Genomic DNA, 23,833 nt, shown 5'->3' with positions numbered 1-23,833 from the left:
TTCAGGGAAATTTACCAGCTATTTCAGCGTGGTGATGATGGTCGGAGTGGAGAGATTCGAAGTCTGTGAAACTTCCCCTCAAACCCCAGAATATATGGGTTCTAGCGCCTGAAACCGTTCAGGTGTGTACCAGTGGCGTTGCCATTGTTCAAGCTCCCAATGATATCAATGAAGCAATACGCTTGCACGTGAGAGTGTAGACGTCAAACACCTATTGTTGAAAACTTTTAAGTCCGCCCTCTTGGGTGGAATGATGGGTCGGGATGTGATGTTGTGTTGAACTAGAATCGAGAATGCCAGTGGTGACTGGCTGAAGTAACGCTTGGGATGTCAAATGCCAGAAGTCGAAGTGATTTACGTTACGTTCAGGAAAGAAGATGACCGGTTTACCGGGCACGCAATAATGCTCGAACGACCTACGCCCGAGACCTTCGCAAATTGGGGGACGACAGAGGCCAACGGCTCTGAGGCTGACGGGACGGATGCCACCGAAGCTGCCCCTGACGATCGATCTAGCTTGTTCCAAGAAGCGATATCATCATTCGCATCGATGATGACAACCTATCGCAACATGATCCCCTTCACGATTGAGCTTTCTCCGCTCGTTTCGGGCGCGATGGCAAACAATGAAATCGGTGGGTTTGTAAAAAAACTAGGATCGAAAGTTGAAGAATTCGAGAGTGAGGAGTTCTCAGTCTTTGAGGTGTCGGCTGGCCATCTCGGTACATTGTTTCAGAAACACCAAGCTTCGATTGCTGCCTTGAACGGTGCTGAACACCTGCCGGAAATATCAGTAATTGGCCTTATAAGCGTCTACGATGCCTATCTTGCAAGGCTACTTAAAGCCGTCTTCCTAACGAAGGAGGAGATAATCTTCACCTCCGAAAGAGACATAAAATATTCAGACCTCCTTAAATTTGACAGCCTCGAAGAAGCGAAGACTCAGATAATTGAGAAGGAGGTGGAAACCGCTATCAGGAACAGTCACCACGAGCAGTTCTCGTTCATGGAAAAGCGGTTCAGCATTAAACTGAGAGAGGGGCTGACCATATGGCCCGACTTTATTGAGCTGTGTGAACGAAGGAATTTATTGACGCACACAGGTGGGGTGGTGTCGCAGCAATACCTAAAGAACTGCGCTGAACACGGCTACAAAAGCTCAGCAAAAGTAGGCGACAAGCTGGTTACCGATGCTGTCTATCTCAAGGCGGCGGTCAAGACAGTGAGCGAGCTTGGACTGAAGCTGGGCCACGTCCTATGGAGGAAGTTTGTTGAAGCTGAACGCTCGGCAGCAGACTCAGACTTGAACCAACGCGGGATGGATATGATCATTGCCCGAGACTACGTGCTGGCTGAGCAACTCCTTGAGTTCGGCGCCCATGGGGTAAAGAAGCACTCGTCCGACGCAACACGTCGAATGATGATCGTTAACCTTGCTAACGCTGTCAGACTTGGAGGAGACGCCCCGCGTGCGAAGTCAATTTTGAATAAGGAAGACTGGTCGGCTACCGGGATTAATTTTCAGATTTGTGTAGCTGCAGTCCGAGAAGACGTTGATCTGGTCTGCAGCCTTATGAGGGATGGGGGGAAGGCGGGCGCGCTAACGGCCGAGAGCTACCGTGATTGGCCTGTGTTCAGGGGTATGAGGCAGAACCAGAAGTTTCGAGATAGTTACAAAGACGTCTTTGGCCAAGAACTTCTGGCTGGCAGCACGCTTGAGACGGCAGCCCAAGGTGGCACCCTTGTCGACGGTGCGGCGGGTTCTGGAATGAACATCGTGCGGCGGCCGAAATTGAAGATAGTTGAAGTCGACGGGAAATCCGCGCCCCCCAACCACTAGCGAACACGACGAGTAGTGCGTGACTATTCGTCTTCCTCCCCGAGCTGGACCAGATAAGGTACAATCCTATCCCGCACTGCGGCCCACTGCATGGCAAACATGGTGATGTAGTCATCGTGTCGGGTATCGCAAAGCGACTCCACGAAGGCCAGTCGCTGCTCTTCCTGAAGGTCATCGAACCGGCTCACGATCTCGCCTATGCGCTCGACCACTTGGGGTCTTATGACCGTTTGATATTTCTCTCGGGCGTACTCGGGGTTCGCCTCTTTCCAACGATCTGTCGCAGCCTGCGCGACCGCATGACCCTCTTCAGTCTGACGGTAGGCTCGCTGGTAAGTCGCCATCTTGTCGAGGTGTTCCTGATACGCCTTAGGGTTTTCCCGTAGCCGTGCCATCTTGCGATGATACTTTGCTCTCTGGGCAGCGTTCTTGGGGCAATTAGGGTCTTTTGGTACTCGGCCCATACGCTTGCGCTGAGGGGCAGTGATGGTGTCCATGAGGTTTCCTTTGAGGGGGGTGGAGGGACGATTAAACAAAAAAGCCGCCCTGAATTCAGGAACGGCTGAGGTCGAAAAATATAATCAGGGTAAGAGAAGCGAACGCCTGCAAACTCTCGGGTGACGTTCGATCTATAGAGACCAGATAGCCAACGCCTTCTCAGCAGCAGCGGGGTCTTCCTTAATCCTGTAAACCGTTTGGCGGGTTAGGCCCGATGCCTGGGCGATCTCTGAGACGCTGGAGTTCTTGCCGAGAAGGTCAATCACGGTCTCATACGCGGCTCGGGTGAAGCTAGGCTTACGGCCCTTGTAGGTGCCATCGTCTTTAGCCTTTAGGGCGTCGATAGCGGCCTTCTGTGCTTCCTTGGTGGCCTCTGCCTGCGCTTGCGCTGAAGCCGCCATGAAGCTGATCATCGCGTCCCTCACAGCCATCTGCATTGGATCGGAGGTCGAGCCGTCAAAGGTCATGTTGTTGATAACGGTCCTGATCACCACGCCTCGACGCATGAAGTCTCTAATGGTGTCGGTCACGTCTGCATAGTTCCTGCCCAGCCGGTCTACCCAGCGCACGACGAGGGTGTCACCGGCCCGCAGCATGTCGAAGAGACGCTTACCCTCGGGCCTGTCCTTCATGAGTACAGACACCCCAGAGACGCCGTGGTCGGCAATGACATGGTCGAAGGTGAAGCCAGCCCTCTCGGCTTGGGTCTTCTGATGGTCGAGGGTCTGCTCTGAGGTCGATACGCGGGCGTAGAGGAAGGTGGCCATTGGTCTCTCCATGTGTCCGATAGGATTGTGACCGAATGGATATGTGTACGAAAGCTAGATGTCAACCCTATCGGACACGGTGGCTGGCCGTTTCGATCTGTCCGTTGCGGTATACCTGTACGGACAAGCTGCGCTCAAGCCTCTCTCACTGTTGCGATCACCCGCTCCACCAAAGCGGTCCCGGCTGCGGTAAGACATAGGCGTACTTGGCGGTTGTCGAACGGGTCGCGCTGCTGGCTGATCAATCCAAGTCCTGGCTTTCCATGGCGGTTCACCTCCCCAAGAGCCATTACATTTCGAGATATCCCGGCTTGGCTCAGGTCCACCAGCTTCAACAGGTCTCTCTGATATAGACCGGGCTTCATCGCGATGATCAGGAACACGGAGATTGTCTGCATCGGAATGTCTGGAAAGATTTCTCGGAGCTGCTCGATGAGTTGCACAGTGCGGAAAAGTGCTGGCTTGCGCTCGCTGGCATTGGTCGATGCTGTCATCATCTCTGAGTTCCCTGAGGTTGGATCAGCGGCTTGGCCTGAAGGTGGTCGAACCGAAATAGTCGTCATCGACAGAGGTGGCCCGATGGCCACCGCCACTAATCCCGGCAAATGCTAGAAACCCTAACACCGACAAGCAGAAGAGCCACGTCAGCACCACGTCTTTCGTCATCGACACCTCCACCTGTCAGGAAGGGCGAGGCTAATCAGGCGAGGACTCGGTTGCAATAGCCTAGCGTCATCAGCGACTCACGGCTGCAAAGATAGATGCATTTCGTCCTTCGCAGGGGGTGCGAGACGCTGTGGATATATGTGGATATGGGGCCGAGGGGGGAACTGCCGATTCCTTACATCTGATTTGACCCCAGATAATTTTGCACCAAAACATTTCGTCCCCCTTCACGTCTGCCCTCTCAAGAGCCGTGAGGTCCAACTGTCGAGGCGGAAGGCAGATGTGGGGTAGGGACAACGTTTCCGGTGATGGCGTATCGACAAAGGACGAGCGGTGAGCATGCGGGCGATGGAAGTGCCCGCCACCAGCTCGGCGCGTGTCCTTGGTTCATACGTCATACGATAGAGAACAGCCCCCAAGGTTTCCCTCAGGGGCCATCATTGTCAGTCTCTAAGCTCTCTTCGAGGTAGGCCCGAGCCGACCCAGTTCAGGAACTGGACAGCGCCCATCATGCGGGAGAAGGGAAGGATGCCTTGAGGTTTGCATCAGCATGCTCATCAGAGACCGCATCAGCGAACTCGTCGAGGTAGGCATCAGGGATGCTGTCGCCGTAGGCCCTTAGCTTGTCTTCCGTGAGCTTGAAGTCAGGGTCAGGATCGTAGTGGCCCAAAGCACGAAAGGGTGTCAGTACCGACCACTCGTTCTTCACAGCGATCGCGATTGCATCACCGTAGGACGGCATGGCAGCCTTACGGTCCTTCTCCTGCTGGACCTCTTCGGCCCGTGTGGTGTTCATCGTGGGGACCACATCAGATGCACTGATGCGCCCCTGATCGTGAACCGAGAAGTCACCGGGGTTCTGGGAGTTTCCCATCGATCCCGGCATGACCAGCCCTGAGGGGCCATTGCCGACCTTCGTCTTACCCAGCTTGGAGGTCCAGAGGCTGGCGAACTCGGAGGCGAGCATGCCCGACTGACCACCGTTGCCCATGACCGCAGCGCGACCCACGAGGTCCACTGCCATGGCGTTGGGGTTGGACAGGAGGTTCAGCGCCCACCGGCACCCTGCTGATGCGCGAGGTAAAGCTCACCGCTGGAGACATCACGACCGAGCTTCTTCGTGAGGTAGTTCTTGTTGTCGAGCGTGAAGCGCATGAAGGCGTCAGCGGAGGCATAGGCATCGTACTTGGACGCGCCCTCGCCGTACTTGCCTCAAGTGCTGTCGATGAACTGGAACAGGCCCCCTGCGGTGGAGGTCTTGTTCTGGGCGTGGGGATTGAGGCCGCTCTCGATCTGGGCAGACTCCAGAGCGTAGTCTGGGTCGATACCGTAGCGAGCTGCGGCATCAGTGATGATGGAGGGAACGTCAGCCATTCTTCGGCACCGCACGCATCAGCTTTGAGGCGGCTTCGGTCAACAGGGCGTGAGACCCAAGCGGCTTGCCCTTATGGGAAACCTCGCGGTCGATGTATGGAATACCTGCACCTGCTAGGAGCGAGCGGTAGTCACCATCTTCGTCGGCTTTCAGGTCGTAGTAAAGACCGATGTCTTTCGCCAGTACATACGGCGCTCCATCGATTTCCGTGCAGCGGGAGACAAACGTGGGGATGGCGGCATCGTGGAAATCGACGGTCATTGTAATGAGGTGGAGAATGTTCATGTTATTACTCGTGGGTTGTGGTGGTGATTTCGGACGAACCCCGCTGAAAAGTGAGCATGGGGTAAGGTTCATATCAGCGCCCGCGTGGACGCTCGCCGCGCTGTATCGCGTTGTAATCATTCACTTCGTCGAGGCCGACCCCTGCGATCTTGAGGCCGGTGTTGAAGAATGACGGAGCTGCCGCTCGCTGGACCGAGCTGATGCGATCTTCAGCGTTGGACCTGATGCCCTTCATTTCGTTGTTGAGCTGGTTCAGGGTCCATTCGGTGTTCTGATCGGTGCGGTCGTTAGCTGCCGCAGCGCGGCCGTCGAACTCGGCCAATAGGGCATCGACGGAGAGGCCGGAAACACCCGCCTCGCCTGCAGCCACTGCTGCGGTTGCCTTCGCTGCCTGAGCCTGACGGGTCGTGTCCATCTTCTCAGCCGCGCCCTTCTCCTGCTCCTGCAGCATGCGCTGCTGCGTCTGGAACTGTTGGTCGCGGGCATTCTGGTTTGCCCTGGCAGCGTTCTCTCGGTACTGTCGGTTCTGCTCAGTGGCTTGGGCAACGTCTGCTTGATACTCCAAGCCCTTCCCAATCGCGCCAACGGCGAGGCCGATCATGCTCCACGGGGTACACATTAGGCTGCCTCCTTCGCAACATTCGCAACAATGGTGGCCACATGGGCCTTGATGTCGGAAAGGGCTAACCAGCTTTCGGTGACGCTATGCAACGCCAGCCAGAGCAGCTTGTCGAGACCGGTCTCAGAAACGATCAGCACGTTAGGCGATCCTCGGGGAACGTCAGACAATCGCGCCAGTGCCTTATGCGTGGGAGCAAGCGCCCGCACGTTATTCGCGGCACCATGGCGGTAGTTATAGACTCCCACCGCCTTGCAAACGTCTGCCGCGACAAACCAAGGTTGGCCGGCGATCAGCGCGAAGCGTATTGAGGTGGAGCGGTAGGTTAGGGTTTGGACGTTGTTCAACGGCATGGGTGTGCCGTGGCCGCTATTCGCGGACGGTTCATTGTGCATGTTAGGTCTCATGGGGTGGGGTGGTGACTGATCAGCGGGGCGTGGCTGAAGACCGGCCCTCTCGTCGGCAGGACAATGCGACAAGAGGACCGATGGCCACCACAGCCACGAGAACGAAGGACATCGGCTGAGATTTCAGCCAACGTCAGCGCACTCTCAGATGTCGAGCGTCCATGGATGGACTGTGCGCATACTTGGCGGGGAAGTTGACGCTTCCCATTACAGGTCACCTTATGGTTTCCTCTGGGGATTGCGTCTTGGTGGATGAGGGTTCTTATCACCTCCACCCATCATAAAGATCATTCGGAGAGAGAACTCTTTTTCATCAGCCCACTCTCCTCGTCCTTTATTGCTTTTGTCTTCCCCATAAGGGAGGGGTAATTATTGGTCTCCCCTCTTTCCTAAAGTGAGGGGTAATTGATCGTCTTTCGCTCTATCCTAAAGTGGGTAGTAATTGATTTTTCTCCTCTCTTCTAAAGGATGGGGTAATTGATCGAGCTTCGCTCTGTTCTAAAGTGCGTGGTAATCGGTCGAATAAAGAAACCCCGCAGATTGCTCCACGGGGCCTATGAGATGTTGGTCCGGTCTACACGCTAACACGTGCGGTCACCGCGCTGCTTCGGTATGAGTAAAACGTCAAGTAGCACCGCCCAAGCCAGAACTCATGGTTCCCGTCCTCGACGCTGTGTAGATAGAAGCGATCAAGGATGCGCTTTTCGCGCAACTCGAAATAAGCCTCAAACCACCTTGTCTGTATGAAATAACGCATCGATTTTCTTGCCCCTGTTGATGTTCGTCCCGGCCAGAACAAACACCGTTAGAGTTCGCCGGTAGAGCCGTGTCAATCGAAAGAAAATCATTAAAATTCATTGACTTATCCACCTGTGAATACGTTTATCTACGGTGCGCCGCAAATCAATGAGTTAACGGCGACACAGGTGAATTGATTTGCGGAAAGATTTTGGGGGCAAGCAACCGAAGCGCTGTTGTCGCTTAATTATCGCGTTAATCTGGCGGGCAGTTGAGTCGGCTCAATCTGCTAAGGCGGTGATGTCTGCATGACTCTGGTTACGCAGTGATTGGGGCACCGAATGGCGGATACATATGTTGACCGGAAGATACACTTCGCACGAGACTTCGACGAAAGAGTTCTGAGAAGCTTCGAGGCCCGTCTCAAAGGTTTGGGGCCGGGGATTTTCACTATATCAACGAATTTTAAGAACGGCTTCACAGTGAAGGTTTCGTCCGTAACCGATTTTATCGCGTTACCGATGACAGATGCCGACCGCATCATACGGCTTGCAATCAGCTTCGCTGAAGACCCCGCGACTGCAATTTCTGCCGGGCGTTCGCCGATAGGTGCTGACATTCGGATAACTGACGAGATCGGCTATTCAGTCGTCAACTATGAAATCCGAGGGGAGTATGCGGCCTGCGTCACTCTTAGACACGACCTCGACACGATCTTTCGCTCAACCCGTGCTTATTGCCGTTCTATTCTACATCTTCACATGGCCGTTGATCTTCTGATGTCGGTAATAGTGCTGCCGGTGTTCCTTTTTCTTTATGTCGTGGACTGGCCCTCGAATGGGTTCTACGTGCTGCAGATTTTAACTGCGATCGCTTACGCATCGCTGAAGACGTTTGTGTTCCCGAGATTGCAGCTGAAATGGGGTTATGGGGCGAAAGCGGCAGCGAGACGATCGCTGGTAGTCGGTGCGCTAGCGGGGTTCTTTATTCTGGGCACCCTCGGAGCTATTTACCAAGATGCCGTATTGAGCTGGTGGAAAAGCGCGCCGAAGCCGCCCGTCCAATAAGTATGCCCGATTTGATGGCTGATGCACGTTTGTCACCTTAATGTGACATCTTCGGCGATTATCGATGAGATTTTTTTCATCTCGGATGCCAGGCCGGGCAGCATCACATCGCTCTTTCCATACCCTGCATCTGATCTCCCAGTCATTCGTCCAGTGATATAAAGTTTGGCTGCGTCGATGACCCCACCAAGCATACACAGGTCATCGAAGAGGTGCCGCCATCCGTGGTTTGGTTTTAGCTCCTTACGGGTGATCCCGACGGATTTTCTGAGCCACTCGCTAATGCGCTGTGTCGGTCGTGTCGTGAAAATGCGTATATCGTGCTTGATGTTCAGCTTGTTGATAAACTCAATAAAACCCTCGTCGATCAGAGCAGGATGAACCGGAACTCGACGTTCGCTGCCACGGTTCTTCAGTTTTTTTCCTCCCATCGACGTCAGCCGATAGAACCAGTCATCGCCCATTTTGAAGAAGTCCCCCTTGGTCAACTGGGCAACCTCTTCAATTCGAGCGCCTGAGTAGGCACAGACCCAAGGAAGCCAACGAAGGTCGTTCGCTGTTTCCTTCCGAGCGGCAGCCAAAACCGTCTTGGCCTCGGCGAGCGTGTAGGTGGACAGGTCGCTAGGCTTGGGTTGGAAGCTCGGACGCTCAACGACCTCAAGGGGGTTTCCGTGAGGGTATAACTCGCCAAGGCTGTTTTTCCTCGCCCATTCGATAACCGTCCTTACATTTTGCAAGCGCTGACCAATGGTGTTGTTGCTTAGGGTGCCAGCTTCCATCATCGCCCGCTTCCATCGGTCAGCCTCAGTCGCGGTAACGGTTGCCACGTCAGCGGATTTCCGATGTGCCGCGAACTCCTCGCAGGCCAACCTGTACTTGTCGATGGTGCGGTCTCGTGGCGGCGCCGCATCCTTGCCAGCCGAGAGGCGACGGACGCGCTCATCAATGACATCAGAGAAGCTTACGGAAGAAGCTTGAGCGACGACATTCGCTGACGGCCTGGACTGTTCGAAAGTGGGGTATTTCTGGCTCGCCCCATTGTCTGAGTAGTCTCCACCCGCTTTCGCGAGGTTGATTGTGGCCATCTCATCAAGACCGTCAGCGACCTGAGTAAGAAGGCGCTGTCGATGCTGGGGTGCCAGAAGAATGCCGTGGGCAGCAAGGCGTGCGTCCGCCAGCTCGCCAAAGCGCCGCTCCATATCCTTGGCTTGCTGTGTGAGCGTTGGGATGGTGAGTCCGTTGAGTTTGCCCGCCCTCGCGGAAGTGTTCGCCGTAAGCACTCGTTGCCATCTCTCGATAGAGCCGGGATCATCATCAAATGCTTCGATGAAAGCTGCCCTGATCTCCCCAGCTATCGCCAGCGACTGCTTATGCGTGATGGGTTTAGGCCCGTCTTTGAGGGCCTTCCATACAGTCTGGAGCGCGGCATAAGCGGTCGAGAACCGCTCTTTGGCGATGCGTGGTTCGCGCGTCTCCAGTGAGACCTTCACGAAATCCTTCATCGTGATTCGACGCAGGTTCGAGCCTACTGGCAATGTGATGGCTATCCCATCTTTGCTCGAAGGCACGTCAGCAGGGACGCGGACACGAAGATAGAAGGTATTACCGACGAGGACGGGGGAGGGCATTGCGAGGACCATGTGCGCCATCTTTGTGTACCAAAGTAAGCGGCGCAAAACTCAACAACATCAATTATCTAACCAATTCAATGGGAAGATGATGGTCGGAGTGGAGAGATTCGAACTCCCGACCCTCTGGTCCCAAACCGCACTCTTCAGGGCAAACATCCCAGAAACTCTGGAATTCTCCCTTGGAACATTTGAGAACACCCGGAGAACAATACAGAACTTCTCCCACAGTGCTCTCACACTTTCCCGCCGTCAATCACCCTGACCTTGCCGTCTGCCTGGGTGGTCGGAGCGAAGAGATTTCGCTTGGTGAACTTCTGCAGTTTGGCGATGATTTCCTCGGTAGCGCGCATTGGCTCTTCCAGATAATCCGGGTCAAACTTTTCATACCAGTCGGTAGTGGTCGATCCCTCACTGACCTTGTGGCCTAGCCACTTCGAACGCTGCTCCCTCGATACAGGGAATGATGCACGGCGCATGTTCGTCGCCATGAAGTGCCGCAGCGTGTAGCATGTCATCTCCGGCATGCCGAGACCGATATCGGTCACTTCCCCCTCATCGTCCAGTGTTGGCTTGCCGAGCTTGTTCAGGCGCTTCTCTACGGTGTCCTGATACTGGCCAACTGGCTTGTCGTCCTTCCAGTGGTCGAACCATGCCGCCAGGTTCGTTGTCACGCGAATGACCGGTCGGCGCTTCTTCGTCTGCCTCCTGCCGACAGGATTCAGGTCGAGCGTCCCGAACTCGGTGTTTCGCTGCTTCGATAGCCTCAAGTCAAAGATGGCTTCGTTTCGGGCGCAGGTATTCAGCATGATCATCACGAACCGGAAATCCGCGTCTTCCTCGATCGCATCGATCCATTTGCCGAGTTCGGCAAAGGTGGGAATGTACTCCCGCGGCTTCGACATCTCGCCGCCGATGTGCTCGGCTATCTCCGCCTGATTGCAGAAGACGGTGACAGGGGCGTCTAGCAGCTGGGTCTCTACCTGCTCGTCAGCAATCGTAATGAGCTGCGGCACTGAGGCGTAGTGCACGGCAGCGCGGACGGCAATCATGTATGTCATAATGGATTTTGCCGACAGTCCATTCTCGGCGGCCATATGAGCCCAGACGCGGCGTTGATTGAGCCTAGTGAGGTCCGAGACCCTTGGCGCTCCCATAAACGACTGGAAGGCGGTGTAGACGAGTTCGGAAGCCCGTCGTACAGCCGCCATCTGTTTGTAGCCCTTGGGCTCTGCGTAGTGGTCTTGGTAATGCTTCAGGACGGCGAAGAGATAGACCTCTCGCGGGTCTCGGCTAGACGGGGCTGGGGCACCGAGGATGTCGACGAGTTCTTCCTTCGCTGCTTCGAGATCGACTGCAGCCAGAGCTTTTCGCTTAACGCGTCCGCTTCCGTCATCGTACCAGTAGCGATAGAACCCGGATCGACCGGCTTCGACACCGATCCACTGGTCTTTGTACTGCCAAAGGCCTTTTGGTCCTCTGTCTCTTCGCATGCCATTTCCCTGTTCAAAGCGCCAGATAGATCCGACTTCGGATAGACCGTCTTGCCGTCTTTTCCCTTAAAGCACCGAATGGACCTCTCGCGAAGCCACCGATTCAAGATCTGGGCGCTGAGGAAAGGGTACTGCTCAAGCACCTGATCGTGCGAAATCAGGTCATCGATGGAGATGGGGGTAAACTCTGTTCCCATGTTATCCCCGCTTTCCACTGCTGCCGTCCACAGGCCTGCTTGGACGAAACGGTTTTTGCGTCCCCGCCGGATAGTAGGTGAACACGTTCTTGAAGCTCGATCGAGCCAATCCAACGTTGTCGTCGCTCCATGCTGGAACGTAAGAGCATATCGCGAACGTGGTGTTCTGATCGAACTCGGCCAGATGCTTTGCCAGGAACGCTGAGATCGGCATGCTGTGGTGTTGAGTGTTCGGAGCCGAGAACCTCTCCTTGGTGTTCATGTCGACGCCGACATATCGGGCATGATCCTTGAAGATCAGTGCCTGCGGAGCAAAGGCGCATCCGAGATCAACCACCGTCCAGTGAACTGGTATGATCGATGCCAGTGCGAGGTAGATGCTGGTGAACCCAAGGAACTCGTGGTCGATGTCGCAATCCTGCTGATCGAAAACGCGAGACACCTGATCCTTTGGCATCAGGTGGAAGGCTGGGTCGAGTGCTGCTCTGGTCATTCGCTGCCCTCCCTCTGCGAGGGTGATGGGTACCCGGTGTTATCGATCGTCATATGAACAATCCTTGCGTAGCGTCGTATCGGGCGCGTGGTGCGCGCCGGACGGACGGGTCGTAATCTTCGAAGCGAGGGGCTACCGATCGCCACATGCGGTTGTTGGCCCAACGGGCAACGGCGCGCAGCTTCTTGGCGGTCCAGTCGTGTTTGACGTGCGGATCTCGGGTCAGGGAAACCAGCTTCATCAGCGGTTGGCAGAACGGTTCGCCGCCCCACTCAATGACTTCGCGGACGCGCTGCATGCAGGCTTCATAAGGCTCGTTCCCGAGGAGGGTGTAGATCTGCACCTTGCGTGGCGCGATGCCGGCACCCCGTAGGATCGCCATGGCCTCGCGGATGAAATCGCGCTCGACGAGATCATCATAGGCCAGCCGCCAGACGCCCTTGTTGATGACGCGCCAGCGTTCGAAAACCTTGGCGCTGAACGTCCTCGGTTCGAAACCGCTGTTGGCATCGAGAAGCGGAACACCCTCGGCCTTATAGCGGCCGATGATGTGGTCTTGGTAATCGTCAGGCAGGCCGGACAGGTTGTTGTCGCACAAGACAGGAAGAACCGGGAAGTTGGGCAGCTCACTAAACGCGCCTTCCATGAAAGGCACGATGCAGAATGAGCACTTCTCAGAGCAGCCACGGCTTGCGATCGTAGCCGCCGGGTTATGACGCTGCAGCGCGCCATCGTGGCGGCCGGGATTGCCAGCGCCGCGAGGGACGATGGCAACATCCTCCATGTATTTCTGCGTCTTCACATGAGCCATGGCCGGGCCGCCGATCGCCACGGTCTTGCCGATACTGCGGTAATAGATCGCCCACTTCCGCGCTTCCGGCAGCTTGAACGTGAACGCGCAGGATATGAATGCGCGATCGCCTACCACCCAATGCGCTAGGCCTCCGGTCCACTGGCTTTCTGGGCCGGTCCATTTCATCCCTCCACCTCCGAAGCACTGATGGCGGCTCGGATCTTCTCGCTGTCAGCAGGTGATACGCCGGCCCAATATTCGCCCTGCCAATAGTGGGAGAGCGTTTTCAGCGCCGCTTCTAGCCGGCGTTCCCTTGCGCCGAGGGCTCGGATGATGGCTTCAGCCTGCTTCCGCTGCTTGATCTCGCGGACGCGGATGTAGAGATCATCGGTATTGTCGAACTCTTCGACCTTGCCATCCATCCGCAATTCGTAAGTGTGCACGCCATCGACAAGGCGGGTAAGCTTCATATTGAAACCGACGTCAGCGCTATCGATTGCAGCGGATACGCGCTCGATTGTTGCTTGATCAATCATTGCCGTATCCCTCGATCTTGAGGGCAGCGCCCAATGCGACAAAGCGGTGGGTCAGCTCCATCATGTCGATGTGATCGACCGAAAGCCCCTGATCATCGACAACGAACAGGTCCATGAAGGATCTGGCGGCCGCCATTACAGGATCTGCGGCTGCGGGGCGTCGATATAGCGGCAGCTGAAAGTTTCCCTCCGCTGTTGCACGGGTAGGAAGATAGGTTCCAATGCACTGATCGAGCTGTTTTTCGCTGACATACAGAACCGGCTCGATCCCCATCACATGCTCTGCGGGCGCGGGTGCTGCAGCCAGAGCGCTTTCAAGCGCCTTGCGCACGGTCTGAGCCGTGACCTCGAAGCCGCAAATTCCGATCAAGGTGAACCGCGCTGCATCGACCATATCGTCTGTGGGTGTCTGGCTCACGGCTGATCCTCCCGTGCGGCGACAGCAAGTTCGAAAGCGCGCAAGATGATGAACCGGTCCTTGACCTCTTCATCCTCTTGGATCGCTTCTCGGCGCTGTTCGTATTCTTCTAGGATGCGGGTGAGGTGAGCCTCAAAATTGGCGACTGACGTACCACCCGGTTTAGAAAGGGGCGGTTGGGGTGCCGCATCAAGCAACGCCGGCCACGCCAAGCGGAACAAGTCCTTCGGCATATGCTGGCTCCAGTCTGTGTCATGGTAGGGCCGGACGCGGGAAACTGCGGCCTCTTCCATAGCTTTGGTGGCGTCGATCGGGACAAGCTTCCACCCTGCGGGGATATTCTCGCTCATATCACTTGCCTTTCTGGTGGGGAGGGAAAACAAGCTCGGCGGTGACGCGAAGGATCGTGCCTGGCGGGAAATCTTCGGCAAACGCCTTGAAGCCGGGACCGTGGGCGAATCCACTGAATGCCTTGTCTTTGCCCCAGTAGAGGCCGTGTGTCTCTTCGAACACCGCCATCTCGTCGACAATCCTATTGTTATCGGCAGAGAGCACCGAGCTCGGCTGGGAGTGTCGAACGCAACGCCACTGGCCGTTGCCGTAGCGAAGTTCAAGATCAACCGCATGCTTGCGATTGTTTGTCTCGTACCGAACGATTTCCTCGCAGCCGGGGAAGCCGCACCTGAAACGCGAAATTCCTGGCACCATCTTATCTCGTCTCCTGTATCGGCGCGTAAAGCTGGGCGGGTGGCCAAATGGTGACAGTCTCGCCGTGCTCCATCGCCTCACGAACAAGCCAGACGATGTCTTCGTCGGTTTCGAAAGGAACATGCGTGCGGCAGAGATGGCCGTCAGCATCGCGGGTCTCAGCCTGCCAACCGGCCTTTCGAACTTCATCGGACGTGGCGAGATTGATTGTGTTGGGGTTCTTCATAGCGTGTCCCTCGAAGGAAGGCGGTCATTGGCGGCGAGGCCGGAAAGTATCCGCGACGTTGCACGCTCGGTGGCCTCGTATTCCTCGTAGTCGCTCCATAGGCCGAACAAGGTGTTGGCCAGCTCGTGCGGGTTGATGCCTACGGAGCTCCAATATGCGGTTTCGTTCATGGAATGCTGGCGGGTATGCTCTGCCTCACAAAGAGGAAGAGCGAAACGGTCGGGTGCCTTCGTGCCTTTCCCTCGTCCATAGTGGCCGTGCCACGGAGAAGCGAAGGAGACGTGCGCCGCCTGGACCGTTGACTGGCCGGTAACAACACATGGCAACGTGTGTATCCAAGACAGGTAGCCTTTGCGCTTCTGGGGGCGTTTGGACGGGATCGGGTTGAGTGGGCGTGGGGCGATCTGGAAAGCCATCAGCCGATCCTCCCCATCAAAGCCGCGATCCCCCGCATCATCTTCCGCACGGTGGTCTCGCTCCTTGGGCGGGAGGCCATCCCCTTGGCGGTTATCTCGCGCTGAAGCTGCTCAACGGTGGCGGCTACCTTTTCCCGGTGGGCTATCGTCGATGGGCGGGCATGGGGGCGTTTCTGTAGATATTCGGAGGCGGTTCTCATGCGGCACCTATGGAGGTCTTGGCGCGCACAGATATCGCAGCCATGATTTCTTTGACCGTTGTCCACGGGACATAGACTGGGTAGCTGCGCTCCTCGCCGTCCTCATCGACCGCTATCTGATTGAATTTGAACTCGCCGTGATAGGCGTACTTCGTGTCGCCACTTGGGGTGACTGCCTCTTCGAAGGCCGCGACCTTCTTTTGAAGGTGAGCTATCGCCAGATCGTGAAAGCAGGCTCTGGTGAAGTCAGGCGCGAGATCGACGGGCAGCGCGTAGCTATCCTGATATTTCGGGTCGTACTTATCCCTGACCGGCACAAGGTCGGATTTCACCAGAGATAGAGGCCAAGCGCCGGCAAGCTCTTTGATGCCCGTATAACCCTGATGGCCTGGGCGTTCGAAAAGGTCACGCTTGAGGAAGACGTAAAGGGATTCGGTCATGCGTCACCGCCTTCGGCCGGGCGGCTGGCCATCTCATCTTTGGCCCGTTCAGTCAGGATCGCGATCTTGCTGCGCTGCTCCTGAATGTGCAGCTCGATGACTGGCTTGCAGATCGACCACGGAACGTTGAACAGGCGGTGGCTGTTGCTTCCGCTCGGAACGCCGAGCTGAAGGCCATCCTGCAGGCGACCGAATGCATCGCGAATGTCAGGTGTGGTTCGCCGATTGAACTCGTCGGTGATCTCCGCAAGCAGTTTCTCGGCGCTTTCGACCTCGCGATAGGCGAGGGCTATGTCCATGGCGGTTTGTTTTGAGATCAGGCTCATGCCGCGCCTCCCTCTTTCTCTACAATCTTGAAGGTGATGGAATTGAGCTGAGATTCGACAGCAGCGCGGAACTTGTCCTTGTCAGGAACACCACCTGCTTCAACCACGGCTATGGATGCAATCGTCCAGGCGGAGCGGATCAGCATGTTTGCTACGATCGAGGTAGCTTCGCGCGTGGACTGGCCGGCAGTAATGAACTCGCCAGCCTGATCGAAAGCGAAGTCGTCGATGATCTTCGCCATGGTAGGGATGCGGACGCGAGCTTTCTCGGTGGCTTCGAATGTGTCGGTGGCTTCCGTCATACTGACATCTCCTTCGCTGAATCGATGAAGTGTCGACGGTACGTCTGGTCGAATACGCCCTTGAATTGCCCTGCAACGCTGTCCGCCATGTCTTCTTCGAAGAACGAGGCTGCCAAACTCGCATGCATCTGGATCATGTAAGCCGCCATGCCTATGAGCATGTGATTGAGGTCGGCTCCAGGTCGATGGATCTCCGAGTTTACGAATGCCGTCAGGTCATCGTGGACCCGCGACACCGAAAGGCGCGCGATGAAGGCCGTGATCGGATCGTTGCAAGTCAGAGCGTCCTCATCGGACATGCTACCGGGGAGAAGGCGTTTGTTGCTGGTCATGCCGCTTTTCCTTTCGGATCGGACCATTCGACGCTGTGCTGCGCGCCGAAAGCGAAGATGATTTCGATGAGAGCCGTCATTTCTTCCTTCGATAGGTCGGATGACGACGTGCTGAGATTGACGAAGCCAGTTCCGTCGGTGTTCGGGACGATGCGGAGCTGCTCGTGGGCTTCCCGGCGCAGCGCATCGAGCATGACGAGCTTCCAATCGTCCGGCGTCATGCGCTGGCCGTACCAGACGAGCTGGTTGGCGAGATCAGTGAGCATTGCCCACATGCGGTCGTTCTGAGGCAGGCTGCGCTTCGGTCCCTTGAACTCGACGCGCGTATCCACGGGCGCGCGGCATATCCAGTCGATCGCCTTTTCGCGGAAGTGCTGGTTCGCGAGGACAAGGAGCGCTCTGCCCATGTCAGCCTCCATTCAGAGGCGAAAGCATCGCCAGACGGCGCGTCTTGATCGCGAGGGCCGCATCTATCATGTCGGCGTGGCATTCACTCTCGAGCGTGGCCGGAGCGTCGAAGTCGTTCCAGATCTCCTCGACGCTGGCTTCATCCTTTGCGCCGGCGATTGCCGTCTCGATCTCGTCGAGGTAGGCGCCTAGATCGAACTCGGCAGCCCCTTCCTCGCCCGTATCCTTCACCGGCTCGGCGTCAATGGTCTTGACTGCCGACGGGGGAGCGGGCGGCTTCGGAGGCTTAGGCGGGGTTGGCTTGCTTTCGCCGGCCGGCTCGGGAGTGATGTTGCGCATCTCCTCGGCGTCGGCGATCTCGCGCACTTCGAACTCGTCGCGGATACCGCCGAGCACGTCGCCGAAGAGTTCACGAAGGCAATAGCCGGCGGCGCGCCAGGCGAGCATGCGCTGGGGAAACCGATACCATGGGCTGTCGTTCGGCTTTTCTTCGTTCTTCTTGTCCCACTTGTTCCACTTAGTGACCACGGCCTTGGTCTGCCACAGGCCGGCGCGCTCGGCGTCGGCCTGCGAGAACTCGACCCGCTTGTCCTCCCCGGTATCGAGACGCTTGGCCTCGCAAAATCCGACCATCTTGCCATTGCGGTCTTCGCAACCGGTGCGGAGATACGCGACCTTGCCGGACATGCGAACGACGTTGATCAGGCCGTCGCCATAGAGCGCCGGCTTGCCGTTGATGACGGTGAAGCTCCGAAGGCTGACCATGGGCTTCAAGCCCAGCTCAGCGCCCGACATGATGGCGACGGCCACCGCTGCGGCGGCATCGTCGCCTTCAAGCTTGCCGATCAGCGCCGACGGAGCGAGGCCGGACGCGCAAACCGCTCTCGCGATGCGCAGCGTTTCCTCGAAGGTCTGAGGCACGATGGCGAGGACATTGCCGCCGCCGGAGAGTGCAGGGACGTGGCTGTTCATTGATCTCTCCTCCCTATCGATCGACGTCATCGAAGATCGAGCGGTTGCCCTTCTCGTCGAGCAAGGTGCGATCTTCTGAGTACTTGCGCTGGCCGTTGGAGTACTTGGCGGCCTTTTCCGCGTCGGTGCGGAGGTCTTCGACAGGGCGGAGGGCGGCGACAGAAGCCATTTCGGACTCGGTCTTGATCTCCATAACCTCGACCTTCGCTTCGCCTCGTTTGGTCGGCACATGGATGCGTTGACCGACCTCGACCGGGAAGTCGGCGAAATAGTCGTATGTCTTGCCTTCCTTCTCCCAAGCGAATTTGACGGCGACGATCGTGCGGGGTGTGCTAATGGTCATCAGGCGGCCCTCTGTTCACTGCGGATCGCCATGCCGGCCAGCTCCACGCCACCGCGTGCGGCGCGGTTCGCCAGCGTCTCGACGAGTTCCTTGATCTCGGCGCGGTCTTTCAGCGCCATGAGGAGCTTTTCGAAGTCGGTGATCTCGGCGAACACGAAGGTTCGCAGTGAAACCTTGGCACCGGTGCGGCCGGCGCTGGCATTGCGGGCCTGAGCATCGCGCTCGGCTTGCGCTGCCTGCTGGGCGAGACGTTCAGCCTCGGCGATCGCATTGTTCTGAGTCGCGACCGCAGCAGCATCGTTGTCGTTCTTCGCAGCGGCCTTCTCGGCGGCGACACGAGCAGCATCAGCTTCACGCTGGATACGGTCGGCTTCGGCGCGTGCTGCAGCCTGACGTTCACGCTCCTTGCGGGCTTCCTCCTGTAGGAAGGCGTCCATGTGCCGCTTCAGCTTCTTGCTGATGGCGTCGGGCTCTTCCTTGAGTTCGCGCCACTTGTTGTCGACGTTGCGGCCGGCATCGAGGTGTGGCTGTTTTTCAACCTTGTGGAGGTCGGTCGCCTTCTTGGCGATCGTCGCAAGACGCTTCGACCAAATCGCAGCGCGGTCGGCTTCGGCCTGGGTGGTGATCGGCTTCTTCATGAAAGCCTCGGCCTGCTCCTTCTCGGAAGCAAACTCGTGAACCAGAGCCTCGTAAGGGTCGAGGCCGGTCGGCTGGTTGTGGCCGATCGATGCTTCCGGCTCGTCATCCCAGCCGCCGCCTTCGATCGCCTTGGTATAGGCTTCATAGGTGATCGGGTTGCGGCAGCACCACGTCCAGATGTCAGATGCATCAACCTGACGATCGCCGCGCATGGCGTGCCACTTGCCATCCTCGAACCAGATGGCAACCGGCTCCCACGGCTTGTCCTTAAAGCGGGTGCGATAGTAACCCTGTTGCGGATCGCCGTCGTGGATCGGGCCGATATTGCCGGCGAGGGCGTTCTGCCACCAAGCCCAAACGTTCACTTCTGCCATGTAAGTTGCTCCTGGTTGATGAGCGCGGCCGCCTTGAGCTTCTGCTCGGTCGGCGCGATTGAGATGATGGTAAGGACGCCGACGAGGGCTATCGAGAGGATCACGACCACCGCCTGATTGAGGCCGGCGATCATGCGACTGCGGTCGGCCTCCATCTTGGCGTTGATGGCCTTGGCGCGATCGACGAAGGACTGGGCAGCTTCGAGGTCGCGGCTCATGCTGCACCGCCTCCGAGAGCAGCTCTGGCGTTCCTAGCCGCTTCGTCACACCGGTTCAGCTCTAAGCATGAGAAGCTTCGCCCATCTGAACTGAGCAATCCGTAACCACCCGCTTGATTGAGCGCATCGTCGTAAACCAACTGCAACTGATTAGAGGCTATGATCAGCGCTCGGCGAAGCTTGGCGATCTCCGCGTCCTTGGCGGCGTCGGCGAACTTGTGACCGGCGGAAAAGGCCCTGAACAACAATTCATTCAGAAGATCTGCTGTGACGGCCTCAAGAGAAATGATTGGCTGCGTTCCAAACCAAGCGTAAGTTGCTTTGCGCAATTCTTCCTCGCTCATCAGTACGCTCCCACAAGAGCGGCCAGACCAGCGCGGCGCTTGAAGACAGGGATGACCGGCGTGTTGCCCTCGACGAAATCACCCCACTCAATCGCAGCTTGGCGACCGTGGACCGTCTTCTCGTCGTAGAGAACCTTTTCGATCGCGGAGAAGAGCATCTGCTCAAACGTCCCGCCGCCACCACGAGGCGCGCGGGGAAGCCACTTGTCGCCGATCTGGATATCCTCGACGCGAAACTCATCCGGATACCGCTCGTCATTGGCGACCAGTTCGGCCTTGCCGTAAAGGAGCATTCCTTCGCCGAGGCCGGGGATTTTCAGTTCTTCGAAATGGTAGGTGCAGGTCATTTCCGTCCTCATCCTCGCCGCCGGTGGCGTTTCGTTGATGAGAACAACGTACGTTATGTACGATGTTAGGTCAAGTACATTTTGTACGATTTGTACGACGTGGAAAATTTGGTGATGCTTCGAGAATCGATTCGACTCGCTGGCGAAGTTCTGTTTTCATGAGAACGAAAGGAGAACAAAATGAACGTAGCGGTGGTGAGAGCGTCGGCGTGGTTCACGCTGCATATCCAGTGCGACAACTGCATGAGGGACAGCGAAATGCCCATCGAAATGCCCGTCGGAGACGACGTGCCACGGGACGTTGAGGAGCTAATCGAAAGTGTTTTCCTAGAGCGCTTGCCGTTCCGATGTCAGCCGTGTGGTGGCGTCATCGGCAAGCTGATCGGTATCAATGGAGGAGGGAGCTATGATTATTGAACGAGAAGTGTTGGAATTCATCATCGTGCCACCGTTCGAGCACCGCGCCGCAGCTACTGCGGCCAAAGAGTTTTTCGAAACCTATCTGTCCAACCGCTTCCCTGGTCACAGGTTCAGGATAGGGCCCTTTGCTCCAGTTGGCGATGATGATGACTTCTGCGTGCTGCCAATCATGAACTTTCTCGGCGATGACGGGAAAAGCTACATGTGTAATCAGCCAAAGCGGTGGCTGCTGCAAGAGATCGCTGATGCGTGTCGGGAGTTCGATGTAGCCGGACGGAGGCACTAGGCCGCCTAGCTCCATACTCCAAAGCTTGCGAACTTTTAACATAAGTTCATTTGCGAATCGGAGTAATGATTCCTATTTTGTTCTCGGCAGGAACGCCGATCACTCTCGACGCGTACGCGTCTTATCCGGGATATGTCAGCGAAGATGATGCTGACTGCCAATCCCGGACGAAACAGGAGCCGGGGCCTGCCGCCTATTATCTTTTCCACCACGGCAAGGTGAAGTCGTAGCCATAATGTTCGAAAATGGCTTTTTGCTCGATGGTTATGTCCGCTTTCCATGCGGGTGTCGGTTGCAGGACAAGGCCATAGTCGCGGTGTTGATTTGCCGCGCTGAGAGCGACCCTGGGTTCTAAGGCTATAGCAAAGCGAGGATCACAAGGCCCTGTGTCGAGATAGTCGACAGCTTGATAGAATGAGCTTGCTACGATGTCTGCCAATTGTAGGCCCGCAAATTTGTAGTGCGGGTGCGCTTCAACCAGGTGCATGCTCATCACCTCTGGACGAGGCACCCATTTCTTTAGGTAGGTGCTGCTGGACTGCACTTTAAGCAGTTCGTGATAGGCGGCTGTTTGGCTATATGAATGCCCGCCGGATTGGGAGAACATGAATTTGACGTGTCGACGGTGAAGTGAGTTCTTTTCCACTCTGCGCCAGCACCAGTCCGTCACCCGCTCGATTAATATCCTTGATAACCAGTTGTAGAACCACTGTCGGGAAGGGATTTTCTCGGCTCGTTCGTTCCTGTGCTGCCTCATGTTCTTTTTGTTGGACGCGACAGTAAAAATCCGAACGGGGAGGCCGGCTAGGTGTTCGGCTGCTAGGAGCTTGTTGTTTGGCGAAAGGTCTTTGAAGTGGATCACCTGGTCATTGGACTGGCCGGTCTTCTCGCAGATGTCCGCAACCCACTGCTTGGCTTCCATATCGCGTTCGCGGCTCATGACGACAGCCGAAACGACCATCCACTCGGTGCCGCCCTTGTCGTCAATCGGTCTAACGCGCTTCAAGCTCGGATCGCCCGCTTCGTCAATGTAGGCGATGAACTCGAATTCGGGTGCGGCCATTAGAACCCCGGCATCTCATTCATAACGCGACGGACAAGAGCGATGACCTGAACTGTGACGCCGTCATCGGCGTCGTGTTCGCGCTGAATAACAATGGGCTTGTGCTTAGGGTTCGTCGAGCGCGGATGAAACTCAGCGCGATCCGGAAATAGCTCGAGCTGTTTTACCGACCACTCCCGAAAATGACCACCGTCACGAGTACGCTCGACAACGACCACCATTCCCGACTTTAGCTCGACCAGATGCTCAACATCCTCGTATGAAATGCAGACCAGACGGTCGCCCGGAAATATTGGGCGAGGGCGGAGATCATTCATGCTGTCGCCGCTGCAGTCGAAGACGAGCTGCCGAGCGTTCGGGAACCTGTCGTCTCGCGGAAGAGGGATCTCGACAGGATCCGATTGATCGAACTCGTCGACCTCGCGGAAAGTGCCAGCCTCGACGATCCCTGCCACGCGACCTGTCACCATGCCAACACGGCTCAAAGCTACGTCGCTGATCGGGGCGGGCGCTTCCTCGCTATCTCCGAACAGAATCCATCCAGCTTTCACGCCAAACAGCTCGCCGTATTTTTCGGCAGCTTTGCGCGAGATCGGGCGGTTCCCATTTTCGTTGCTGATCAGGGTGTTCTTGTTGATGTCACGCGGAAACGCGTTCGCGGCATCGGTGGGGCTTTCATACCCTGCCGCAGCTCGCGCTCGCTTCAATCTGTCCTTAGGCAATTCCATTCGTACATTATCGCTTAAATTTATCGTGCAATGTGTACGATTTTGACTTGCATACATCTCGTACTTTTTGTACGATGTGGCCCATGAGCAAGACACCAACCTCCATTTCAATCCTCATAGACCAGTGGGAAACCATCGGTGACTTCGCCTCGGACGTCGGCTGCGGATACGAAGCCGCACGCCAGATGAGGCTGCGTGAAAGCATCTCCCCCAGGCATTGGAACGGCGTCATCGCCGCTGCTGAGCGGAAGAAGATCAAGGGCATCGATTGGAAATGGCTCGCAACTCGCCACACCTCTTCACGGAAGGCCGTTTCAGCATGACCGACGCACACGGAGTAGCCCGCGACCAGCTCCGCGCCTTCATTGAGCGCATCGAGCGTTTGGAAGAAGAGAAGAAGACGATCGCCGACGACATCAAGGATGTCTATGGCGAGGCCAAGGGTATGGGCTTCGACACGGTCATCATGAAGCGTGTCATTTCCCTTCGGAAGAAGGACGAACAGAAGCGCATGGAGGAGGAGGCGGTGCTCGACACCTACCTCGCGGCGCTCGGCATGATCGAACAGCCTGACTTTTTCCACGAGGCGCCGGCTGCCACCCGCGAGGATCGCGCGAAGGCGCGTACCAGCGAGGCTATGGCGGACCACAAGTCCCTCGTCGACGAGATGGCCGATGCTGGCCTGATTTCCGAGGAAGCCAGACACGAGAACAAAGCCCTCGCAGATGCGGTTGCCACCAAGTTTGGCAACGGCCCTGCAAAGGCTCTTCAATCCCCGCGTCAGGCGGCGGAGGCGGTATCCGAGAGGACCGCATTCACGAGCGCGACTGTAGCGCCCGTATTGGTCGAAGCCGATGAGGCAGAGGCTGTGGCTGGGGTATTGGGGCAACCTGAGACGATCCCAGCTCTGACCGTCCAGCA

General features: G+C 56.8%; 37 protein-coding genes and 1 pseudogene. 6 read left to right on the top strand and 32 right to left on the bottom strand.

All coding sequences use genetic code 11. The annotated features are described in order from the left end of the window. The first annotated feature begins 334 nt into the window (after positions 1-334). Entirely contained in the window at positions 335-1,840 is a 1,506-nt protein-coding gene (locus QTL96_RS03580) for a hypothetical protein (protein WP_289726712.1), read from the top strand. 23 nt (positions 1,841-1,863) lie between these two features. Here QTL96_RS03580 and QTL96_RS03575 read toward each other — a convergent pair whose 3' ends face one another. The 9 genes from QTL96_RS03575 to QTL96_RS03535 all read right to left on the bottom strand — a co-directional run bounded on the left by QTL96_RS03575 (position 1,864) and on the right by QTL96_RS03535 (position 6,445). Continuing rightward, positions 1,864-2,337, bottom strand: coding sequence for a hypothetical protein (locus tag QTL96_RS03575; RefSeq protein ID WP_289726711.1), 474 nt, complete (start codon positions 2,335-2,337; stop codon positions 1,864-1,866). Between the two features lie 132 nt (positions 2,338-2,469). Further along, on the bottom strand, positions 2,470-3,105 hold the full coding sequence (locus QTL96_RS03570; protein WP_289726710.1) for a recombinase family protein: 636 nt from the start codon (positions 3,103-3,105) through the stop codon (positions 2,470-2,472). 134 nt (positions 3,106-3,239) lie between these two features. Beyond that, positions 3,240-3,602, bottom strand: coding sequence for a MarR family winged helix-turn-helix transcriptional regulator (locus QTL96_RS03565; protein WP_289726709.1), 363 nt, complete (start codon positions 3,600-3,602; stop codon positions 3,240-3,242). Positions 3,603-3,624: 22 nt separating this feature from the next. After that, on the bottom strand, positions 3,625-3,771 hold the full coding sequence (locus QTL96_RS03560; protein ID WP_289726708.1) for a hypothetical protein: 147 nt from the start codon (positions 3,769-3,771) through the stop codon (positions 3,625-3,627). Between the two features lie 508 nt (positions 3,772-4,279). Continuing rightward, on the bottom strand, positions 4,280-4,780 hold the full coding sequence (locus tag QTL96_RS03555; RefSeq protein ID WP_289726707.1) for a hypothetical protein: 501 nt from the start codon (positions 4,778-4,780) through the stop codon (positions 4,280-4,282). Positions 4,781-4,983: 203 nt separating this feature from the next. After that, positions 4,984-5,145, bottom strand: a complete 162-nt coding sequence (locus QTL96_RS03550) for a transglycosylase SLT domain-containing protein (protein WP_289726706.1) — start codon at positions 5,143-5,145, stop codon at positions 4,984-4,986. Then, complete coding sequence (locus tag QTL96_RS03545) at positions 5,138-5,431, bottom strand: hypothetical protein (RefSeq protein ID WP_289726705.1); 294 nt, start codon at positions 5,429-5,431, stop codon at positions 5,138-5,140. Before QTL96_RS03545 ends, QTL96_RS03550 begins: the two co-directional genes overlap by 8 nt. 73 nt (positions 5,432-5,504) lie before the next feature. Continuing rightward, positions 5,505-6,050, bottom strand: coding sequence for a hypothetical protein (locus QTL96_RS03540; protein ID WP_289726704.1), 546 nt, complete (start codon positions 6,048-6,050; stop codon positions 5,505-5,507). Further along, a complete protein-coding gene (locus tag QTL96_RS03535; protein WP_289726703.1) occupies positions 6,050-6,445 on the bottom strand; it encodes a hypothetical protein in 396 nt (131 codons plus the stop codon). Before QTL96_RS03535 ends, QTL96_RS03540 begins: the two co-directional genes overlap by 1 nt. A 1,091-nt stretch (positions 6,446-7,536) precedes the next feature. Here QTL96_RS03535 and QTL96_RS03530 point away from each other — a divergent pair. Next, on the top strand, positions 7,537-8,262 hold the full coding sequence (locus QTL96_RS03530) for a hypothetical protein (protein WP_289726702.1): 726 nt from the start codon (positions 7,537-7,539) through the stop codon (positions 8,260-8,262). A 32-nt stretch (positions 8,263-8,294) separates the two neighbouring features. On the opposite strand, the gene QTL96_RS03525 is transcribed toward QTL96_RS03530, so the two are convergent. The 21 genes from QTL96_RS03525 to QTL96_RS03425 form a co-directional block, all read right to left on the bottom strand. Next, positions 8,295-9,911 carry a DUF6538 domain-containing protein gene (locus QTL96_RS03525; RefSeq protein WP_289726701.1) on the bottom strand — a complete coding sequence of 539 codons (1,617 nt, stop codon included), beginning with the start codon at positions 9,909-9,911 and terminating at the stop codon, positions 8,295-8,297. Between the two features lie 215 nt (positions 9,912-10,126). Continuing rightward, positions 10,127-11,383, bottom strand: a complete 1,257-nt coding sequence (locus tag QTL96_RS03520; protein WP_289726700.1) for a hypothetical protein — start codon at positions 11,381-11,383, stop codon at positions 10,127-10,129. A gap of 198 nt (positions 11,384-11,581) precedes the next feature. Further along, positions 11,582-12,073 (bottom strand): hypothetical protein, encoded by a 492-nt coding sequence (locus tag QTL96_RS03515; RefSeq protein WP_289726699.1) that lies wholly within the window; start codon positions 12,071-12,073, stop codon positions 11,582-11,584. Between the two features lie 49 nt (positions 12,074-12,122). Then, complete coding sequence (locus QTL96_RS03510; RefSeq protein ID WP_289726698.1) at positions 12,123-13,052, bottom strand: hypothetical protein; 930 nt, start codon at positions 13,050-13,052, stop codon at positions 12,123-12,125. Beyond that, positions 13,049-13,402 (bottom strand): hypothetical protein, encoded by a 354-nt coding sequence (locus QTL96_RS03505; RefSeq protein ID WP_289726697.1) that lies wholly within the window; start codon positions 13,400-13,402, stop codon positions 13,049-13,051. The genes QTL96_RS03510 and QTL96_RS03505 overlap by 4 nt, the downstream gene beginning before the upstream one ends. Continuing rightward, positions 13,395-13,796, bottom strand: coding sequence for a hypothetical protein (locus QTL96_RS03500; protein WP_289726696.1), 402 nt, complete (start codon positions 13,794-13,796; stop codon positions 13,395-13,397). The genes QTL96_RS03505 and QTL96_RS03500 overlap by 8 nt, the downstream gene beginning before the upstream one ends. Positions 13,797-13,816: 20 nt before the next feature. Next, positions 13,817-14,170, bottom strand: coding sequence for a hypothetical protein (locus tag QTL96_RS03495; protein ID WP_289726695.1), 354 nt, complete (start codon positions 14,168-14,170; stop codon positions 13,817-13,819). Between the two features lies 1 nt (position 14,171). Next, positions 14,172-14,528 carry a hypothetical protein gene (locus QTL96_RS03490; protein ID WP_289726694.1) on the bottom strand — a complete coding sequence of 119 codons (357 nt, stop codon included), beginning with the start codon at positions 14,526-14,528 and terminating at the stop codon, positions 14,172-14,174. 1 nt (position 14,529) lies between these two features. Next, positions 14,530-14,754 (bottom strand): hypothetical protein, encoded by a 225-nt coding sequence (locus QTL96_RS03485; RefSeq protein WP_289726693.1) that lies wholly within the window; start codon positions 14,752-14,754, stop codon positions 14,530-14,532. Beyond that, positions 14,751-15,170, bottom strand: coding sequence for a DUF968 domain-containing protein (locus QTL96_RS03480; protein WP_132670361.1), 420 nt, complete (start codon positions 15,168-15,170; stop codon positions 14,751-14,753). The genes QTL96_RS03485 and QTL96_RS03480 overlap by 4 nt, the downstream gene beginning before the upstream one ends. A 196-nt stretch (positions 15,171-15,366) precedes the next feature. After that, the gene (locus QTL96_RS03475; RefSeq protein ID WP_289726692.1) at positions 15,367-15,810 is read right to left on the bottom strand and encodes a hypothetical protein; all 444 of its coding nucleotides are present in this window, start codon (positions 15,808-15,810) and stop codon (positions 15,367-15,369) included. After that, a complete protein-coding gene (locus QTL96_RS03470) occupies positions 15,807-16,136 on the bottom strand; it encodes a hypothetical protein (protein ID WP_289726691.1) in 330 nt (109 codons plus the stop codon). The genes QTL96_RS03475 and QTL96_RS03470 overlap by 4 nt, the downstream gene beginning before the upstream one ends. Beyond that, positions 16,133-16,438 carry a hypothetical protein gene (locus tag QTL96_RS03465; RefSeq protein WP_289726690.1) on the bottom strand — a complete coding sequence of 102 codons (306 nt, stop codon included), beginning with the start codon at positions 16,436-16,438 and terminating at the stop codon, positions 16,133-16,135. The genes QTL96_RS03470 and QTL96_RS03465 overlap by 4 nt, the downstream gene beginning before the upstream one ends. After that, positions 16,435-16,770 (bottom strand): hypothetical protein, encoded by a 336-nt coding sequence (locus QTL96_RS03460; protein ID WP_289726689.1) that lies wholly within the window; start codon positions 16,768-16,770, stop codon positions 16,435-16,437. The genes QTL96_RS03465 and QTL96_RS03460 overlap by 4 nt, the downstream gene beginning before the upstream one ends. Further along, entirely contained in the window at positions 16,767-17,177 is a 411-nt protein-coding gene (locus tag QTL96_RS03455; RefSeq protein WP_289726688.1) for a recombination protein NinB, read from the bottom strand. The genes QTL96_RS03460 and QTL96_RS03455 overlap by 4 nt, the downstream gene beginning before the upstream one ends. A 1-nt stretch (position 17,178) precedes the next feature. Then, positions 17,179-18,150 (bottom strand): hypothetical protein, encoded by a 972-nt coding sequence (locus tag QTL96_RS03450; protein ID WP_289726687.1) that lies wholly within the window; start codon positions 18,148-18,150, stop codon positions 17,179-17,181. A 13-nt stretch (positions 18,151-18,163) separates the two neighbouring features. Further along, positions 18,164-18,493: a hypothetical protein gene (locus QTL96_RS03445; RefSeq protein WP_289726686.1), complete on the bottom strand. Its 330-nt coding sequence runs from the start codon at positions 18,491-18,493 to the stop codon at positions 18,164-18,166. Then, positions 18,493-19,506 (bottom strand): hypothetical protein, encoded by a 1,014-nt coding sequence (locus QTL96_RS03440; RefSeq protein WP_289726685.1) that lies wholly within the window; start codon positions 19,504-19,506, stop codon positions 18,493-18,495. The genes QTL96_RS03445 and QTL96_RS03440 overlap by 1 nt, the downstream gene beginning before the upstream one ends. Next, complete coding sequence (locus QTL96_RS03435) at positions 19,494-19,724, bottom strand: hypothetical protein (RefSeq protein ID WP_289726684.1); 231 nt, start codon at positions 19,722-19,724, stop codon at positions 19,494-19,496. Before QTL96_RS03435 ends, QTL96_RS03440 begins: the two co-directional genes overlap by 13 nt. Beyond that, positions 19,721-20,068 (bottom strand): hypothetical protein, encoded by a 348-nt coding sequence (locus QTL96_RS03430; protein ID WP_289726683.1) that lies wholly within the window; start codon positions 20,066-20,068, stop codon positions 19,721-19,723. The genes QTL96_RS03435 and QTL96_RS03430 overlap by 4 nt, the downstream gene beginning before the upstream one ends. Beyond that, positions 20,068-20,415, bottom strand: coding sequence for a hypothetical protein (locus QTL96_RS03425; protein ID WP_289726682.1), 348 nt, complete (start codon positions 20,413-20,415; stop codon positions 20,068-20,070). The genes QTL96_RS03430 and QTL96_RS03425 overlap by 1 nt, the downstream gene beginning before the upstream one ends. Before the next feature lie 180 nt (positions 20,416-20,595). Here QTL96_RS03425 and QTL96_RS03420 point away from each other — a divergent pair, with 180 nt between their 5' ends. Together QTL96_RS03420 and QTL96_RS03415 are read left to right on the top strand one after the other, a co-directional pair. Further along, positions 20,596-20,832, top strand: coding sequence for a hypothetical protein (locus tag QTL96_RS03420; protein ID WP_289726681.1), 237 nt, complete (start codon positions 20,596-20,598; stop codon positions 20,830-20,832). Then, entirely contained in the window at positions 20,822-21,121 is a 300-nt protein-coding gene (locus tag QTL96_RS03415) for a hypothetical protein (protein WP_289726680.1), read from the top strand. Before QTL96_RS03420 ends, QTL96_RS03415 begins: the two co-directional genes overlap by 11 nt. Positions 21,122-21,317: 196 nt before the next feature. Here QTL96_RS03415 and QTL96_RS03410 read toward each other — a convergent pair whose 3' ends face one another. Next, complete coding sequence (locus QTL96_RS03410) at positions 21,318-22,184, bottom strand: DUF3800 domain-containing protein (protein WP_289726679.1); 867 nt, start codon at positions 22,182-22,184, stop codon at positions 21,318-21,320. Beyond that, positions 22,184-22,912, bottom strand: coding sequence for a S24 family peptidase (locus QTL96_RS03405; RefSeq protein WP_289726678.1), 729 nt, complete (start codon positions 22,910-22,912; stop codon positions 22,184-22,186). The genes QTL96_RS03410 and QTL96_RS03405 overlap by 1 nt, the downstream gene beginning before the upstream one ends. Positions 22,913-22,995: 83 nt before the next feature. Between QTL96_RS03405 and QTL96_RS03400 the strand changes: the two genes are divergently transcribed. Then, on the top strand, positions 22,996-23,235 hold the full coding sequence (locus tag QTL96_RS03400; protein WP_289726677.1) for a hypothetical protein: 240 nt from the start codon (positions 22,996-22,998) through the stop codon (positions 23,233-23,235). Then, positions 23,232-23,477 (top strand): annotated as a pseudogene (locus QTL96_RS03395) (DUF2312 domain-containing protein); the annotation flags it as partial. The gene QTL96_RS03400 and the pseudogene QTL96_RS03395, both read left to right, overlap by 4 nt. Positions 23,478-23,833 lie beyond the last annotated feature (356 nt).

The organism is Rhizobium sp. S163 (genome assembly GCF_030380805.1).
Classification (GTDB): Bacteria; Pseudomonadota; Alphaproteobacteria; order Rhizobiales; family Rhizobiaceae; genus Rhizobium.
The sequence above is the reverse complement of the archived record's forward strand: the minus strand, read 5'-3'. Positions and strand labels throughout refer to the sequence as shown.